The 16,134-nt window shown below is 58.6% G+C and carries 16 protein-coding genes and 1 other RNA gene; 6 read left to right on the plus strand and 11 right to left on the minus strand.

All coding sequences use genetic code 11. The annotated features are described in order from the left end of the window. Positions 1–2 precede the first annotated feature (2 nt). From HY067_07640 to rsmI, 11 genes are all read right to left on the minus strand, one after another. Entirely contained in the window at positions 3–1,094 is a 1,092-nt protein-coding gene (locus HY067_07640) for a phospho-N-acetylmuramoyl-pentapeptide-transferase (GenBank protein ID MBI3527826.1), read from the minus strand. Then, on the minus strand, positions 1,094–2,476 hold the full coding sequence (locus tag HY067_07645; protein MBI3527827.1) for a UDP-N-acetylmuramoyl-tripeptide--D-alanyl-D-alanine ligase: 1,383 nt from the start codon (positions 2,474–2,476) through the stop codon (positions 1,094–1,096). Before HY067_07645 ends, HY067_07640 begins: the two co-directional genes overlap by 1 nt. After that, a complete protein-coding gene (locus HY067_07650; GenBank protein ID MBI3527828.1) occupies positions 2,469–3,965 on the minus strand; it encodes a UDP-N-acetylmuramoyl-L-alanyl-D-glutamate--2,6-diaminopimelate ligase in 1,497 nt (498 codons plus the stop codon). The genes HY067_07645 and HY067_07650 overlap by 8 nt, the downstream gene beginning before the upstream one ends. After that, positions 3,962–5,692 carry a penicillin-binding protein 2 gene (locus HY067_07655; GenBank protein ID MBI3527829.1) on the minus strand — a complete coding sequence of 577 codons (1,731 nt, stop codon included), beginning with the start codon at positions 5,690–5,692 and terminating at the stop codon, positions 3,962–3,964. Before HY067_07655 ends, HY067_07650 begins: the two co-directional genes overlap by 4 nt. Beyond that, positions 5,689–5,970, minus strand: coding sequence for a cell division protein FtsL (gene ftsL / locus HY067_07660; GenBank protein MBI3527830.1), 282 nt, complete (start codon positions 5,968–5,970; stop codon positions 5,689–5,691). The genes HY067_07655 and ftsL overlap by 4 nt, the downstream gene beginning before the upstream one ends. After that, a complete protein-coding gene (gene rsmH / locus HY067_07665) occupies positions 5,967–6,920 on the minus strand; it encodes a 16S rRNA (cytosine(1402)-N(4))-methyltransferase RsmH (GenBank protein ID MBI3527831.1) in 954 nt (317 codons plus the stop codon). The genes ftsL and rsmH overlap by 4 nt, the downstream gene beginning before the upstream one ends. Next, positions 6,917–7,360 carry a division/cell wall cluster transcriptional repressor MraZ gene (gene mraZ / locus HY067_07670; protein MBI3527832.1) on the minus strand — a complete coding sequence of 148 codons (444 nt, stop codon included), beginning with the start codon at positions 7,358–7,360 and terminating at the stop codon, positions 6,917–6,919. The genes rsmH and mraZ overlap by 4 nt, the downstream gene beginning before the upstream one ends. A 258-nt stretch (positions 7,361–7,618) precedes the next feature. Further along, an RNA gene (gene rnpB / locus HY067_07675) (RNase P RNA component class A) lies at positions 7,619–8,079 on the minus strand. Positions 8,080–8,284: 205 nt separating this feature from the next. After that, complete coding sequence (locus HY067_07680; GenBank protein ID MBI3527833.1) at positions 8,285–8,566, minus strand: HU family DNA-binding protein; 282 nt, start codon at positions 8,564–8,566, stop codon at positions 8,285–8,287. Positions 8,567–9,006: 440 nt separating this feature from the next. Then, complete coding sequence (gene pyrC, locus HY067_07685) at positions 9,007–10,038, minus strand: dihydroorotase (protein ID MBI3527834.1); 1,032 nt, start codon at positions 10,036–10,038, stop codon at positions 9,007–9,009. Between the two features lie 37 nt (positions 10,039–10,075). Further along, on the minus strand, positions 10,076–10,936 hold the full coding sequence (rsmI, locus tag HY067_07690; protein MBI3527835.1) for a 16S rRNA (cytidine(1402)-2'-O)-methyltransferase: 861 nt from the start codon (positions 10,934–10,936) through the stop codon (positions 10,076–10,078). Between the two features lie 45 nt (positions 10,937–10,981). On the opposite strand from rsmI, the gene HY067_07695 reads away from it, so the two are divergent. From HY067_07695 to HY067_07720, 6 genes are all read left to right on the plus strand, one after another. Further along, entirely contained in the window at positions 10,982–12,052 is a 1,071-nt protein-coding gene (locus HY067_07695; GenBank protein ID MBI3527836.1) for a penicillin-binding protein activator, read from the plus strand. Then, a complete protein-coding gene (locus HY067_07700) occupies positions 12,049–12,390 on the plus strand; it encodes a YraN family protein (protein MBI3527837.1) in 342 nt (113 codons plus the stop codon). The genes HY067_07695 and HY067_07700 overlap by 4 nt, the downstream gene beginning before the upstream one ends. A gap of 69 nt (positions 12,391–12,459) precedes the next feature. After that, the gene (locus HY067_07705) at positions 12,460–13,050 is read left to right on the plus strand and encodes a phosphoheptose isomerase (protein ID MBI3527838.1); all 591 of its coding nucleotides are present in this window, start codon (positions 12,460–12,462) and stop codon (positions 13,048–13,050) included. Then, entirely contained in the window at positions 13,051–13,626 is a 576-nt protein-coding gene (locus HY067_07710) for a BON domain-containing protein (GenBank protein ID MBI3527839.1), read from the plus strand. Positions 13,627–13,890: 264 nt separating this feature from the next. Beyond that, positions 13,891–14,376 (plus strand): adenylyltransferase/cytidyltransferase family protein, encoded by a 486-nt coding sequence (locus HY067_07715; protein ID MBI3527840.1) that lies wholly within the window; start codon positions 13,891–13,893, stop codon positions 14,374–14,376. Positions 14,377–14,397: 21 nt separating this feature from the next. Next, a complete protein-coding gene (locus HY067_07720; protein ID MBI3527841.1) occupies positions 14,398–16,125 on the plus strand; it encodes an ABC transporter ATP-binding protein/permease in 1,728 nt (575 codons plus the stop codon). Positions 16,126–16,134: the final 9 nt, after the last annotated feature.

The raw sequence follows: 16,134 nt of genomic DNA on the forward strand, positions 1-16,134 counted from the left end.
GGCTAGCGCAGCTTGAGTGTCGACAGGCCAACCAGCACGAGCATCATAGTGATGATCCAGAAACGAACGACGACTTGATTCTCCTTCCATCCCTTCAGTTCATAGTGATGATGCAGCGGCGCCATGCGAAATATGCGCTTGCCTGTCAATTTGAACGACGCAACCTGCAGCACCACCGATAGCGTTTCTACGACGAATACGCCACCCATGATGAGCAGCACAATTTCCTGCCGAACAATCACGGCGATGGTGCCGAGCGCCCCGCCAAGCGCAAGCGCGCCAACGTCGCCCATAAATACTTCCGCCGGATAGGCATTGAACCAAAGGAAGGCAAGGCCGGCGCCCGCCATTGACGCGCAAACCACAGTAAGTTCGCCGGCGCCCGGAATCAGGGGGAATCCCAGGTAGCGAGAATAGATGGCATTGCCCGCCACGTAAGCGAATACACCGAGCGCGCTGCCGACCATGACTGTCGGCAGGATTGCCAGCCCATCCAGCCCGTCGGTCAGATTGACGGCGTTGCTGGTGCCGACGATGACGAAGTAGCTCATCACCACGAACCCCACGATTCCAAGCGGATACGTAACCTGCTTGAACAGCGGTACGATTAATTCCGTCTGCGCGGGCAGCGTCGCCGAGGTGGCGATATAAATGGCGGCCGCCAGGCCGATGACCGATTGCCAGAAGAACTTCTTGCGCGCCGATAAACCCTTCGGATTTCGGTGGACGACCTTGCGGTAGTCGTCGATCCACCCGATGATGCCGAAACCGAGCGTCACCATCAGAACTACCCATACGTAGCGATTACGCAGATCGGCCCATAGCAAAGTCGTAATCGCGATCGAGATCAGGATCAGCGCACCGCCCATTGTCGGCGTACCTGCCTTCGTCAGATGGCTCTTCGGACCATCGTCGCGCACCGATTGGCCGACTTTGTAGACCGTCAGTTTGCGAATCATGATCGGGCCTACGATGAATGAAATCAGCAACGCTGTCAGGGTCGCAAGTACCGCCCTCAACGTGATGTAGTTAAAGACGTTGAACGCCCGAACGTGAACATCCTCTGCCAGCCATTGGGTGAGCGCCAGTAGCATCAGGCACTGCCTTTCACGGCCGATTCCCCGTTGACGGCGCCCAGTGCCTCGACTACTCGCTCCATGCGCATGAAACGCGAGCCTTTCACCAGCACCGTCGACCCATGCTCCAGACCACCAGCTAACGCGCCGACCAGTTCATCGATACTGGAAAAATGTCGCCCGCCTTCGCCAAAACTTCGCGCCGCTGCGGCACTCATCTCACCCAGTGCAAACATGGCGTTCACGCCCGCCCGCTTGGCGAATTCACCGATTGTTGCGTGCATCGCTTCAGCATTGTCGCCAAGCTCACCCATGTCACCCATGACGAAAATTGTGCGTCCCTGATACGCTGCCAGCACTGCAATCGCGGCTTGCATGGACTCAGGATTGGCGTTGTAGGTATCGTCGATCACCAGCGCGCCGGAAGCGTGGCGCTTGCGTTGCAGCCGCGATTTGAGTCCCGCATAGGAAGCGAGTCCGGCGGCGATCGCCGATTCAGGCACATCCAGGGCATAGGCACAGGCCACCGCCGCGAGCGCATTCTTGATGTTATGCAGTCCCGGTATGCCGAGCGTCGCGACAAACTGCTCTCGAGGCGTGCGGAACGTAACCAGGCTCGCGAATACAGTCAGTTCGTAACGAGCTGACACCGCCGCTTTCTTGTCGAGGCCAAAATCCACCATGCGTCGTCCACGCGCCAGACCGCGCCAGTAATCGGCGAAAGCGTCGTCGCTGTTGATGATCGCTGTGCCGTTTTTTTCGAGGCCTTCGAATATCTCCCCCTTGGCGCGCGCAATGGCATCGACAGAGCCGAGTTCGCCGATATGGGCAGTACCGGCGTTATTGATCAACGCTATGGTGGGCCTCGCCAGACGCGACAGATACGCGATCTCTCCGAGGTGGTTCATGCCCATCTCGACAACCGCGTATCGATGCCGGGCATTGAGTCGCAGCAGTGTCAAGGGCATGCCGATGTCGTTGTTCAAATTGCCGGCCGTTGCCAGAACACCTGACTCGCCTGCGATCTGACGCAGGATCGAAGCAAGCATTTCCTTCACCGTGGTCTTGCCATTGCTGCCGGTAACGGCGATCAATGGGGAGATAAACCGGCCTCGCCAGAAAGCCGCCAGCCTGCCAAGAGCAAGCCTTGAATCGTCCACTTCGATTACACGCGCATTCGGGGTAAGAATCTGCGCGCCCGCTTCCACCATCACAGCGGCCGCGCCGGCCGAAAAGGCCTGATCGGCAAACGCCTGTCCGTCGAAGCGCTCGCCGCGTATCCCGACGAACAGGTCGCCGGGGCGCAAATCGCGGCTATCGGTCGTCACCCGATCAAACACGGCATTGGCTCCGATCTGTCTGGCGCCAATTGCGTGCGCGGCGGTGGCGATATCAAGCATGACGCGGACTTCCGGTCAGACGGTTCAGCATCTCACGCGCGACCTCCACATCATCGAAGGGCAAACGTTGGCTGCCGACTTCCTGATAGGTCTCGTGGCCTTTGCCGGCGATCAGCACCACGTCGTCCGGCGCGGCCGACTGCAGCGCCTTGAATATTGCGCCGGAACGATCGACTTCGATCTCGTAATTGGGATGCGCCCCCGCGACGATGTCTTCGATGATGGCGCGCGGATTTTCGGAGCGCGGATTGTCGCTGGTGATGATCACGCGATCCGACAGGCGCGTTGCGACTTCCCCCATCAATGGCCGCTTGCCGGGATCGCGATCGCCGCCGCAACCGAATACGCAATGCAGTTTCGCGCCGGAAGGCAGCAGGTCCCGCAACGTCTGCAGCACTTTTTCCAGGGCATCGGGCGTATGCGCGTAATCGACGACAACCAGTGGCGCGTTCGGCAGCCTTACCATCTGCAGGCGACCGGGAACGGGCTCGACGTGCGCGAGCGCGTCGACAGCATCCCGGAGCGAAACCTCGGCTGTCATCAGCACGCCAAGGGCGCCGAGCAGATTTGTCGCGTTGAATCCGCCAATAAGCTGACTGATCAGGCGCGCAGACCCCCAGGGAGTGGTGATCTCGAGTTTCAGGCCGCGCGTCGAAAGATCCAGGCGGTGACCGGCGATTTCTCCTTTGCCAAAGCCGTAGCCGAGCACATTGATGCGAGACTTGTCGATCGATTCCGCGAGTTCACGACCGAACCGGTCGTCGACATTTACGACCGCGTGCTTCAGTTGCGGCCAACGGAAGAGCTTGGCCTTGGCGGCACCATAGTCTTCCATGGTCTTGTGATAGTCGAGATGATCGCGCGACAGGTTGGTGAAAAGCGCCACATCGAACTCGACGCCGTTGATGCGACCCTGATCGATGCCATGCGAAGAAACCTCCATTGCGCAACCCGTGCCCCCGCTGGCGCGCAATGCGGCTAACTGCGATTGCAAGGTGATCGCATCCGGCGTGGTATTGCCCGCAACGTCCAACTCTCCGGGGAATCCGCTTCCCAATGTGCCGATCACGGCGGTCTTGCGCCCCAGCCGCGTCAGCGATTGCGCAATCCAGTGCGAGCATGATGTCTTGCCATTTGTGCCGGTGACGCCGGCAAGCCACATGTGACGGGAGGGGTTGCCGAAAAAACGGCCGGCGATCTCTCCGAGATGCGAGCGCAGATCCGGAACGCCCAGATTGGGCACGCGCCAGGCCGCATCCCAATGAAAGCCTCGACTATCCCACAGCACGGCGCTGGCCCCCGCGGCGATCGCCTGCGGGATGTGGGCTCGCCCGTCTGCCCGCTGGCCCGGATAGGCGAGAAAGAGATCGCCGGGTTTTGTCTTGCGGCTGTCGATTGCGAGACCATCGATGCGCACTCCGAGCGCATCGATCGCGCCGATGTCGAACTCGGTACCACTTTCACGCGCAGAACTCGCCCCCGCGGTCATACTTCCTCCCTAACAACAGGCGCGGAATCGGGAGAAATCACGTTGTCGAGCGCGGCGTCCGGCTCGATGCCCAGGAGTCGCAACGCACCTGCCATGACGGTGCTGAATACCGGAGCGGCAACCTCGCCCCCGTAGTAGGACTTGCCACCGGGCTCGTCCAACATGACCGCAATGACCAAGCGCGGATTGGATGCCGGAGCAAATCCGACGAACGAAGAAATATAACGATCGGACGCATAGGTCACGCCTACGAGCTTGTGTGCGGTGCCGGTCTTCCCGGCGACCCGAAAACCGGCCACTTGCGCCCGTGTGGCGGTACCTCCCGGCTGGGTCACCATTTCGAGCATCTTGCGCACGGTCATCGCGGTGCGCGGCGAGATCACGGCTTTGCCTTCGACCGGCTGATCGCGCTTCACCAAGGTAAGCGGTTTGAGTTTGCCGTCGGTAGCGAATACCGAATAGGCCCTCGCCAACTGCAGGAGACTGACCGAAATGCCATGGCCATACGACATGGTTGCCTGTTCGATAGGCTTCCAGGTTTGGTACGCACGCAGCCGACCCGAAGCTTCTCCGGGAAACCCCACTTTCGTCTGCGTGCCGAACCCGACATCGGAAAGAATGGTCCACAGCTTCTGTGGGGCCATTGCCAGCGCCATCTTCGCCGAGCCGACGTTCGACGACTTCTGGATCACCTGCGCGACGGTGAGCAATCCCCCCGGATGCGCGTCATGTATGGTTCGGTTGCCAATAGTGTAATGGCCACCCTCCGTATCAATCATGCTTCCAGGGCCGACCAGCCCGGATTCGAGTGCCGCAGCCACCGTGAACGGCTTCAATGTGGAACCCGGCTCAAACAGATCGACCACGGCGCGATTGCGTGAACGTCCAACCTTTAACGTATCGCGGTTGTTCGGGTTGTAGGTTGGCCAGTTAGCCAGCGCCAGCACTTCGCCGGTATTCACGTCAAGTACTACCAGGCTTCCAGCCTTGGCTTCGTTCAGCGCAATTGCGCTCTTGAGTTCCCGGAATGCCAGATATTGAATGCGCTGATCGATCGACAGCGTCAGTTCCCGGCCTTGCTGTGGCGCGCGAATGCTTTCGATGTCTTCGACCACGTGGCCAAGCCGATCCTTGATCACGCGACGGCTGCCCGCCTTGCCCGTCAACCAGTCCTGATAAGCGAGTTCGATGCCTTCCTGCCCATTATCGTCCACGCCGGTGACGCCCACCACGTGCGCGGTCACTTCGGCTGCCGGGTAATAGCGCCGATATTCGCGCTGAAGAAAAACTCCGGGAAGGTTCAACTGCACGACTTTCGCTGCCTGCTCGGGTGGCAACTGCCTCTTCAAATAGACGAACTCGCGCTCTGACTCGGCAAGCTTTTTTTTCAATTCCGTCGCATCGATGCCGAGCAGTCGGGTCAACTTCTCGCGTTGCTCAACATTCAGGTCGGCGTCCGCCGGTGCCGCCCATACCGATTCCACCGGTGTGCTCAATGCAAGCGGTTCGCCGTTTCGGTCGGTCACCATCCCGCGGTGGGCCGAAATTTCGATTACGCGCGCATAGCGCGTCTCGCCCTTCTGCTGGAGAAAGTCGTTGTGCAGGCCCTGCAGATAAAGAGCCCGCGCCGCCAATACCAGGAACCCGAAAAACACCAGCAGCAAAAGCAGTCGCGCCCGCCACACGGGCAGGCGCACCGACAGCGCTGGATTAAGGGAGGGATTCATGGCTTGGCCGGCGCGGGAGGGGGAGGAACCAGATGCACGCGTGTGGCCGGCGGAACACGCATTTGCAAATTATTAGCTGCGATTTTCTCTACCCGGGAATGCATCGCCCATGTGCTTTGTTCAAGCTGCAGCTGTCCGTATTCAACTTCGATCTGCCTGGCCTGATCCTGCTCCTTCTGCAATTCGACGAACAGCTTCCTTGCCTTGTGCTGCGAGGTGACCAAGGCCAATGCGCACAGCACCAGAATTCCGGCCAGCACCACATTAAGCCTGATCATCCCGCGACTCTTTCAGCTACTCGCATCACCGCACTGCGTGCGCGGGGGTTCGCCGCCACTTCATCGGCAGTCGGATAGATCGGCTTGCCGGTCAATTTCATTCGCGGCTTCGGCAACTCGGCCGCCCGCACCGGCAAGCGGGCGGGCAGCGCACCGGGCTGCGCCTGCGTGCGCATGAAATGCTTGACGATGCGGTCTTCGAGAGAATGAAAGCTGATCACGACCAATCGCCCTCCCTCATTGAGCATTTCCAGGCATTGCGGCAACGCTATCTCCAACTCTTCAAGCTCCTGATTGACGTGAATCCGTATAGCTTGGAAGGTGCGCGTCGCCGGGTCCTGATGTGGCTCGCGCGTGGGAACGGCTTTTGCCACGATCTGGGCAAGTTGCCGTGCGCGGTCGACAGGCCCGCTCGATCGAGCCGCAACAATCGCTCTTGCAATCTGTTTAGCAAACCGTTCTTCGCCATGGCGCCTGATGACCTCCCCGATTTCCTGTTCCGAAGCTTGCGCAAGCCACTCGGCCGCCGTTTTCCCGTGGCCGGGATCCATCCGCATGTCGAGCGGTCCGTCGAAGCGGAAACTGAAGCCTCTGGCTGCCGAATCGAACTGGGGCGAAGAAACGCCAAGATCGAGCAACACGCCATCCACTCCCGCCACGCCCGCCTCTATCACAACCCGTCCAATCCGGCCGAATTCCATCTGGACTGCGACCAGCCGCGGATCAGATATCGTCGCTGCGGACTCGAGCGCTTCGGGGTCGCGGTCAATTGCGATCAACTTTCCCGAACTGCCCAGCCGCGCCAGAATCGCGCGGCTATGTCCGCCACGGCCAAAAGTCGCATCCACATACGTTCCATCGGCCTTGATGCGCAATGCTTCGACGGCTTCGTTGAGCAGCACGGTCTTGTGCAAGCCCGCGTCGTCTCGCGCGGGCGAACTGGAGGTCACAAGGCAAAGTTCTCCATTCCCGGTGGCAGTTTGTCGGAGCTTGTCGACAACCGATCGAGCTGTTTCTCCCAGGCTTCCTGGCTCCAGATTTCGAAATGGCTTCCTTGGCCAACCATCATTACTTCCTTCTCGAAGGAGGCGAATTTGCGCAATTCGGGAGAGATCAGCAGTCGCCCCGAGGCATCGAGTTCCACCTCTTCCGCAAAGCCGACGAGCAGTCGTTTCCACAAGCTGGTTTGCGCATCGAAACTCGAGAAGCTCATGATCCTGGCGCGGATCGGCTCCCAAGCTGGGGCCGGATACAACAGAATGCAGCGGTGAGGATGAGCTGTAAGCACTTGCTTACCCGCTGCCCCTGACTGCATGGCGTCTCGATGCCGGGTGGGGATCGCTAGCCGGCCCTTGGCATCAAGATTAAGCGCTGTCGCTCCCTGAAACATTTCTTATTCGCCGGAAGTGTTGGAATTTCCATGCTTTCCCACTTAAACCTACTTTTCCCCACTCTAGTAGAAAAAAAATGGAAGGTCAAGCTGCACCAGCACTTTTTTCAGTTGCGACAAAGACTTACGAGTGACTCCGGAGAAATGCGCGCTGTACAATTTATTATCGTTATTTTTTAATGGGATAAAAGATTTTATTAATTTTAATTCTAGAACTAAAAGATGGGAGACGTCGCGCCGCGAGTTTCCCGATGGGAAGAGAGAAGCTGGCCTGTAAGCCGGGTTCTGTCGAATACCTTGCGGCATTCCGGCAGTCATTCATCTGGGCCGGCAGTTACCTGCCGGCTCAAGCAACCTACCCGGGGACAGCGCGAGCCGCGCTATTGCCCCCCTATTTGGTCTTGCTCCGGATGGGGTTTGCCATGCCGCTTCTGTTACCAGAAGCGCGGTGGGCTCTTACCCGGACGGTCTTGCGACCGTCCGCGCCCCTTGCGGGACACGCACCGTTTCACCATCGCCTGATCCGACGCCCTTCTCGCTACGAGAGCGAGACTTTGCGGCCTCGCGGCCGCGAAGTCGGGCGGCGGCCATCGGCAGACTATTCTCTGTGGCACTTTCCATCGCCTCGCGGCGTCCGGTCGTTAACCGGCATCCTGCTCTGCGGAGCCCGGACTTTCCTCTGTACAAGCGAGTTGCACAGCGACTGCCCGGCCAGCTTCTCCGCGTATTCTACGCGTTGCATCGTCTGCTTCCGTGAATTCGAGTTGCTGATAGCCCCCAATCGGGCGGCGACAGCAAATGTCTTGCATGTTGATGCGCAGGACATTCATCGCCGTGCGGAACAGAACTAGACGGTTCAGATTGTGAATCACAATAAAAAAGAGGGGCTCCTCGCCCCTCTACATTTTCCCAGACCCCTGAATTTCATTTTCTGCCGTTAACAGCAGCCTTCAGTTTGGCGCCGGCGGCGAACTTCGCGGTCTTCGCCGCGGGGATCTTGATTGCTGCGCCGGTTTGCGGATTGCGCCCTGAACGCGCCGCCCGCTTGCCCTGAGAAAATGTCCCGAAACCGACCAACGTCACGTTCTCCCCCTTTTTTAGCGACCCGGTCACCGCATCGATAAATGCATCAATCATGATGTCGGCCATGGCTTTACTGCCACCCGCTTTTTTTGCAATGGCATCGACGAGTTCTGCTTTATTCATTTATCCCCCTGTCATCTAAACGAACGGTAACCGAATATAGAAATCCGGCCACCCCTCCGGTCTACGCGATGAATCGTACGGGACAGGCTGACGCAGCATTGCACCGCGCAGTACCACAGCCATACGATATCTCACGCGATCCCCCGATGCTCCCACACCTCCCCGAGCCATTATCCATGACTCGAGTGGCGCACCATAGCCTCAAATGCGACTCCGGGCGAAGCTGAATTACGAAGTCAGTTTCTTTCTGCGAACCTCGAGTTCAACCCGATTTTCAGTTGTGCAAATATCTTGACGAAAACACTCGGATTTCCGGCTTCAGTGCAATGCACCAAATTGCCGTCGGAGGAAGTCGGATAAATCTGACACCCGTCGCTTTTGATCGGGATGCCCGATCCGTCGCGGGAGAAATATCGATGTTGCGCTTTTGTGCTCGCCTTCTATTCGATCGTCCACGCAACCGTGGACCCGCCTCGCAGCGGGACCAGAGTGTCAGCGCCGTAGGAAATTTCTTCGGGTACCGACCAGGCGCTCCTGACAAGGGTAATTTTCTGACTCTTTCGCGCAAGACCGTAGAAATCGGCGCCGTGATAGCTGGCAAATCCCTCGAGCTTGTCCAGACTCCCGGCGGCATCGAACGCTTCGGCGTAAAGCTCGATGCCCGCATGCGCGGTGTAAATGCCCGCACAACCACAGGCGGTTTCCTTGGTGTGGCGTGCGTGGGGCGCACTGTCGGTCCCCAGGAAGAATTTTGGATTGCCGGAGGTAGCGGCCTTGACCAACGCCAGCCTGTGTTCTTCGCGTTTCAGGATCGGCAGGCAGTAATAATGCGGGCGAATTCCTCCGCGGAAGAGTTCGTTTCGGTTCAGTAGAAGATGATGCGCCGTAATCGTCGCCGCCACGTTGTCCGGTGCACTGAGCACGAACTTAACCGCATTGGCCGTCGTGATGTGCTCCATTACGATCCGGAGCCTCGGCAACTGCTGAACCAGGGCAATCATTGTCCGCTCGATGAAGACTTTCTCGCGATCAAAGACATCGACCTGTGCATCGGTGACTTCGCCATGAACCAGCAGAGGGATTCCCGTTTCTGCCATGGCTTCAAGCGTATCGACGCATTTTCGGATATCGGTTACACCGGAATCGGAATTTGTTGTCGCCCCTGCAGGGTAGTACTTCACCGCACTTACAATGCCGCTCGCCTTGGCCTTGTGTATTTCTGCGGGCTTTGTGTTATCGGTGAGGTAAAGCGTCATCAACGGCTCGAAATCACTGCCGGGCGGCAAGGCCGAGAGTATGCGTTCGCGATACGCCGCAGCAGCCGCAACCGTCGTCACCGGTGGCCTCAGGTTGGGCATGACGATTGCGCGGGCAAAGCGCCGCGCAGAATCCGCGAGCACCGACTTCAGCGCTTCGCCGTCACGCAGGTGAAGGTGCCAATCGTCCGGCCTGCTCAGGGTTACGCGGTCCATGTGAATACGCGCTCTGAAAAAAAATATTCTTCGCCGATCATTTCTTTTCGTCGCTGCTTTCTTTTTTCAGTTTCAGCGCTTTTTTGTACAGCGCATTTTTCTTTGTTCCCGTAATTTCGGCCGCAAGCCGGACTGCCTGCTTCAGCGGCAACTCCTGGAGTAGGATTTCAAGCACGCGCTGTGGGTCGGATTCGCCCTGCGGACCGGCGGCTTCGGGGCAACCTTCCACCAGAAGCACGAATTCTCCGCGCCGATGGTTCTCGCTCCGCTCCAGCCAGGCCACCGCCTCATCGAGGCGACACACATGCACTTGCTCGAAAAGCTTGGTCAACTCGCGCGCAATGCCGATGCGGCGATCGCCCCCAAACACGGCGGCGATGCTCGCAATGCACTCGACTATGCGATGCGGAGCCTCGTAGAACACCTGAAGCTCGTACTGCGCCTTCAGCGCGGCCAGCATTCTCTCGCGCTCACCTTTGCGGGCAGGAAGAAAGCCACGAAAACAGAATGACGCGCACTGCAATCCCGCGGCTGCGATCGCGGTGGTAATCGCACTGGGACCGGGTACCGAAACCACGCGAAATCCGGCTGCCCGCACCTGAGCGACCACGATTGCGCCCGGGTCGCTGATGGCCGGGGTGCCCGCATCCGATATCAGCGCCACCGATTTTCCCCGCGACAGCAATGCAACCAGCCGTTTTGCAGCATCGCGTTCATTGTGCTCATGTGCCGGAATCAGGTCCGCCTGTATTCCAAAGTGCGCCAGCAACTTCCTCGAGACCCGAGTGTCCTCTGCGGCAATCGCGTCCACCGACTTGAGCGTATCGAGAGCGCGCAAAGTGATGTCGCGAAGATTTCCGATCGGGGTGGCCACCACATATAATGTCGGTTCGGCCACTTCCGTGCTTTCGCTATGCAACTTCGCCCGGCCTTTTCTTCGTTGGTGTGGTCATTACTATACTGGGCGCTCCTCGCCTTATCCACCAGCTTCGCGGCCACCGAGGACACCGGCGACAAAATTGCGGTCGCCGAACCGCATATCGCAGTGATTCTTCCGTTGCAGTCCAATTCCTACAGCAAACATGCCGATTCCGTACGACTGGGCATTCTGGCTGCGGCGGGAAATGCCCAGCCAGGCAGCCTGAAGGTCAAAGTTTATGCGACCAGCGAAGATCCCCCGCAGATACTCGCCGCGTATCAGCGCGCTACGTCGCTAGGGGCTCGTGCCGTTATAGGCCCCTTGACTCGGAATGGCGTGACGTCGCTTGCCCAAAGCGGCATCGTGAGCGTGCCGACGCTCGCGCTGAACATACCTGAGGGAGAAATGTCGCTGCCACGCGACCTCTATGTGTACGGGCTGCAAGTCGAAGCCGAAACTCGGCAGATGGCGCAGTTCGCATTACGCCACGGCGGTACAAAAGCCTTCGTGATTGTGGGCGACACGTCTCTGGGCGGGCGCATAGCACAAGCATTCTCGGAGGAATGGAAAAAGCTGGGTGCGGAAGTGACCGGACAGTTCACCTATACGACCGATTCGGCATCCGTCGCCAAGTTACGCGAGCAGGTTGCGAATTCGAGAGCGGACATCGTGTTCATGTCGCTCGATGCTGCGCGCGCGCGGTTCATACGCTCCTATCTCGGGGCATCCACCCCGATCTATGCAACTTCGATGGTATTTACGTCCAATGCGGACGCACTTGCAAATTACGATCTGGACGGCGTGCGCTTCCTCGACATGCCGTGGCTGCTGCAGCCGGATCATCCCGCGGTCATAAGCTATATGCGCCCGGACGCGCAGCGCCCGGGGCTTGACCAGGAGCGTTTTTATGCGCTGGGAATCGATGCCTACCGCCTTGTCCAGGAATTGCTGCGTCCTTACGAAACCATGGAGCCGCTGGACGGCGTAACCGGAACGATCACCCTGAACAATGTCCATCAGTTCGTCCGTGCGTTGGTGCCCGCGCAGTTTTCCCAAGGCAGCGCCAAGGCGCTGGAAGGGTCGCAGGCCCGATGAGCGAACGCGGCGCAATGGCCGAGGAGGCAGCCGCGGACTTTCTCACCGGACGCGGGCTCCGGTTGCTGGAGCGAAACTACCGTTGCCGCTTCGGTGAGATTGATCTGATCATGGGTGACGGGCGCACGCTTGTTTTTGTCGAAGTGCGCTATCGACGCAACAAATCCTTTGGTGGCGCGGTCGAAAGCATAACCAGCGCCAAGCGCGAAAAACTATTGCGCGCGGCCCGGCACTACATGGCTGCCAGAAGAGAGTTTCCGGCGTGCCGCTTCGACGCCGTGTTGCTTAACGGCGACACAGAAGAACTCGAATGGATCGAAAACGCATTCGGCGAATAAACTACTGTTGGGCAAATCCGGGGAAGGCTTTGTGCAATAATCCGCCCGTTACGTAGACAACCGCCACCGATGGATCTCATCAGCCGAATCAATCAGCATTTCACCGACAGTGCCCAACTCAAGCTACAGGCGATGGAGCTGCTTGCGGAGCCGCTTGCCAGCGCTTCCGAACGCATGGTCCAGTGCCTGATGAAGGAAGGTAAAATTCTGTCTTGTGGCAACGGTGGATCTGCCGCAGACGCGCAGCACTTTGCGGCGGAGCTGCTGAATCGTTTTGAAATGGAGCGTCCGCCGCTGGCAGCCATGGCTCTGAGCACCGACACTTCTACCCTCACGTCGATCGCCAACGACTATAACTTCAACGACGTATTTTCGAAACAAGTGCGGGCGCTGGGCCAACCGGGCGATCTCCTGCTGGCGATATCGACCAGCGGCAATTCACCGAATGTGATGGAAGCCATACACGCCGCGCACGACCGCCAGATGGACGTTATTGCGTTGACCGGAAAGAAAGGCGGCAAGATTGCAGCCTTGCTCGGACCGGACGACGTGCAAATCTGCGTACCCGCAGACAGGACCGCGCGTATCCAGGAAGTTCATCTGCTATGCCTGCATTGCATGTGCGATGCAATCGATTGTTTGTTGTTAGGAGTGGAATGAATGAAATCGACTATTCGTCTCGTCGCGGTACTCGTTGCCCTTGTCCCTTCGCTTCAATCGTGCATTCCGTTGCTGGTCGGTGCCGGTGTGGGCGCCGGCGTCATGATGGCCGAGGACCGGCGCACGAGTGGCACAGTCCTGGAAGACCAGACCATTGAAATCAAAGCCAGGAATCGCATCTCGGAAAAGTATGGTGAGCAGGTCAACATCAGCGCTACCAGCTTCAACCGCTTTGTGCTGTTGACTGGCCAAGCCCCAACCGACGAGATCAAGCAGGATGTGTCTGTCCTCGTCCTCGAGGTACCGAACGTGCGGAATGTTCAGAACGAAATCATCGTCGGCGGCATCAGCTCGACAACTTCCCGCGCCGGCGACGTACTGCTGACAAGCCAGGTCAAGGGTCGGCTTGCACAAAACAAGGACGTTGGCGCCACCCATGTCAAGGTCGTCTCGGAAAACGGCGCGGTATTCCTCATGGGCTTGGTGACGCGCGCGGAAGCCGAATCGGCGTCGCAAACTGCTGCGACGACGAGCGGAGCACAGCGCGTCGTCAAGGTATTCGAGTATCTCGACTGATTGACGAAGCGCTGCCGTGAAAAAACCTCTGTTGGGGTTTTTTCATTTCTGATGCGCCCGGGTTCGTGGAAACCCATAGAAGGTGTTCAGACGGTCGTCAGCTTCGAACAGATGGTGGATCTGGTCGAACAGTGGCCGGCACCGAACGCCTGAGAGTAGTTAAACTCCGAAAATTAAGGGGGATTATTAAACGCGTCCACGCTGGCCGCCGCATAGGCTCCGCGCACGGCGCATCTGCGCGCCTGTATCATGGCGGCCAGCGCCATGAGCCACAGTCCCAGCTTCGAAAACAAGATCGTACCGCCCGAAAAGCTATCCGGACGGTTGCGTTCGCAAACTCGACCCCAGGTCTTCACCAATGGCGTCTTTGACGTGCTGCACCGCGGTCACGTCACTTATCTGGCCGAATCTCGGGCGCTCGGAGCAAGTCTGATCGTCGCGCTGAATTCAGATTTGTCGGTCAAAAGGCTCGGTAAAGGCGCCGACCGGCCGGTCAATCCGCTCGAAGACCGCCTGGCGGTGGTGGCGGCGCTGGATAGCGTGAGCCTCGTCACTTGGTTCGAAGAAGATACGCCGCTCTCCCTCATCCTGATTTGCCGGCCGGACGTATTGGTAAAAGGGGGGGACTGGCCTGTAGACCAGATTGTCGGGGCGCGAGAGGTAATGAACTGGGGCGGGGCGGTGAAATCGATCCCCTTTCAGTTCGAGCGCTCGACAACGGCCCTGCTGTCCCGCATTCGAAAATCCTGATTTCTTCCGTAAGGAACCTTCATGCCTGTTCGATTCAAATTCCTGCGTGATACCTGGCGCCTGATCAAGCCGTACTGGACATCGGAGGAGCGCTTCACCGCGTGGCTTCTACTCGGCGCGGTCATCGCCCTGACGCTCGCCATGGTCTACATGAATGTGCAGTTCAATTATTGGAATAATGATTTCTACAATGCGCTGCAGGAAAAGGACAAGGCGTCTTTCTGGAAGTTGATGGGGCGCTTCACCATGCTGGCGACCATCTATATCGCCATGGCCGTGTACGCGTTTTACCTGAATCAGATGCTGCAGATTCGCTGGCGACGCTGGCTGACGAACAGCTATCTCGACCAGTGGTTGAGCGACCGCGCCTACTACCGGCTGCAACTGAGCGGAAATCCCGCCGACAACCCGGATCAACGCATTTCGGACGACATGAAGATTTTCGTCGACCAGTCGCTGGAACTTGCCCTCGGCTTCCTCAACGCAGTGGTTACGCTGGGTTCGTTCGTCGGCATCTTGTGGGGCCTGTCCGGACCCCTCGAGATTCCCTACAACGGCGGCCAGATCGTCATTTCCGGCTATATGCTTTGGGCGGCACTGCTCTACGCCATAGTCGGTACCTGGCTTACCCACAAGATCGGCAAGAAGCTGATCGGGCTGAATTTCCAGCAGCAACGCTTTGAGGCGGACTTCCGCTTTGGACTGGTGCGTTTTCGCGAGAACACCGAAGGTGTTGCGCTCTACAACGGCGAGCGGGACGAAATGCGCAGCTTCCGCGCGCGGTTTGGCAGCGTCGTGGACAACTGGTGGCAGATCATGAGGCGCCAGAAAATCCTGAATACTTTCACCATCGGTTACAACCAGGCCGCCATCATTTTTCCGTTCGCCGTCGCGGGCAACCGTTATTTTGCCGGGACCATCCAACTGGGCGGACTAATGCAGATTTCCAGCGCGTTCGGACACGTGCAGGGATCGCTGTCCTGGTTCATCGGCGCGTACAACACTTTCGCAACCTGGAAGGCCACGGCAGATCGTTTGCTCGGATTCCATTACGCGATCGAGAATGCGCGCGCGGAAATGCGCAGCAAATCCGGCGTGCAGCAATCACAGGACACCGAATCCGAACTGGTGATTGACAATGTCTCGCTGACACTGCCCAACGGCTCGCCGCTGATGGCCACTTCCAGCGCAGTCATCAAGCCAGGCGAAAGTGTGCTGATCCGCGGCTTGTCGGGCGTCGGCAAAAGCACGTTATTCCGCGCCATCGCCGGAATCTGGCCATTCGGAGCCGGGCAAGTCCGGTTGCCGCGCAATCCTCGCGGGTTGTTTTTGCCGCAACGCCCCTACCTGCCAATAGGCACCCTTCGTGACGTGATTGCTTATCCCACGCGAGACGGCGGCTTTTCCGATGAAAATGTCAGCGACGCACTGACCGCCGTGGGACTGCAGCATCTGAATGCACGCCTGAACGAACAGCAGAACTGGTCGATGCAGCTATCGCCCGGCGAGCAGCAGCGCGTTGCTTTCGCTCGCGCAATACTGCAACAACCGGCTTGGCTGTTCCTCGATGAAGCGACCTCGTCGCTCGATGAGGACGCCGAGCAGCAACTTTACCAAATGCTGAAAGAGAGACTGCAGCAAACGACCATCGTCAGCATCGGGCATCGCCCGTCGCTGCAGGACTTCCATTCGCGCGTGCTGGAATTGAAAGGCGACGGACATGGATCGCGGGTGCTGACGCCAGCGTAGCACCGGTGT

This window comes from Betaproteobacteria bacterium, from assembly GCA_016194905.1.
In the GTDB taxonomy this organism is placed as follows: Bacteria; Pseudomonadota; Gammaproteobacteria; order Burkholderiales; family JACQAP01; genus JACQAP01.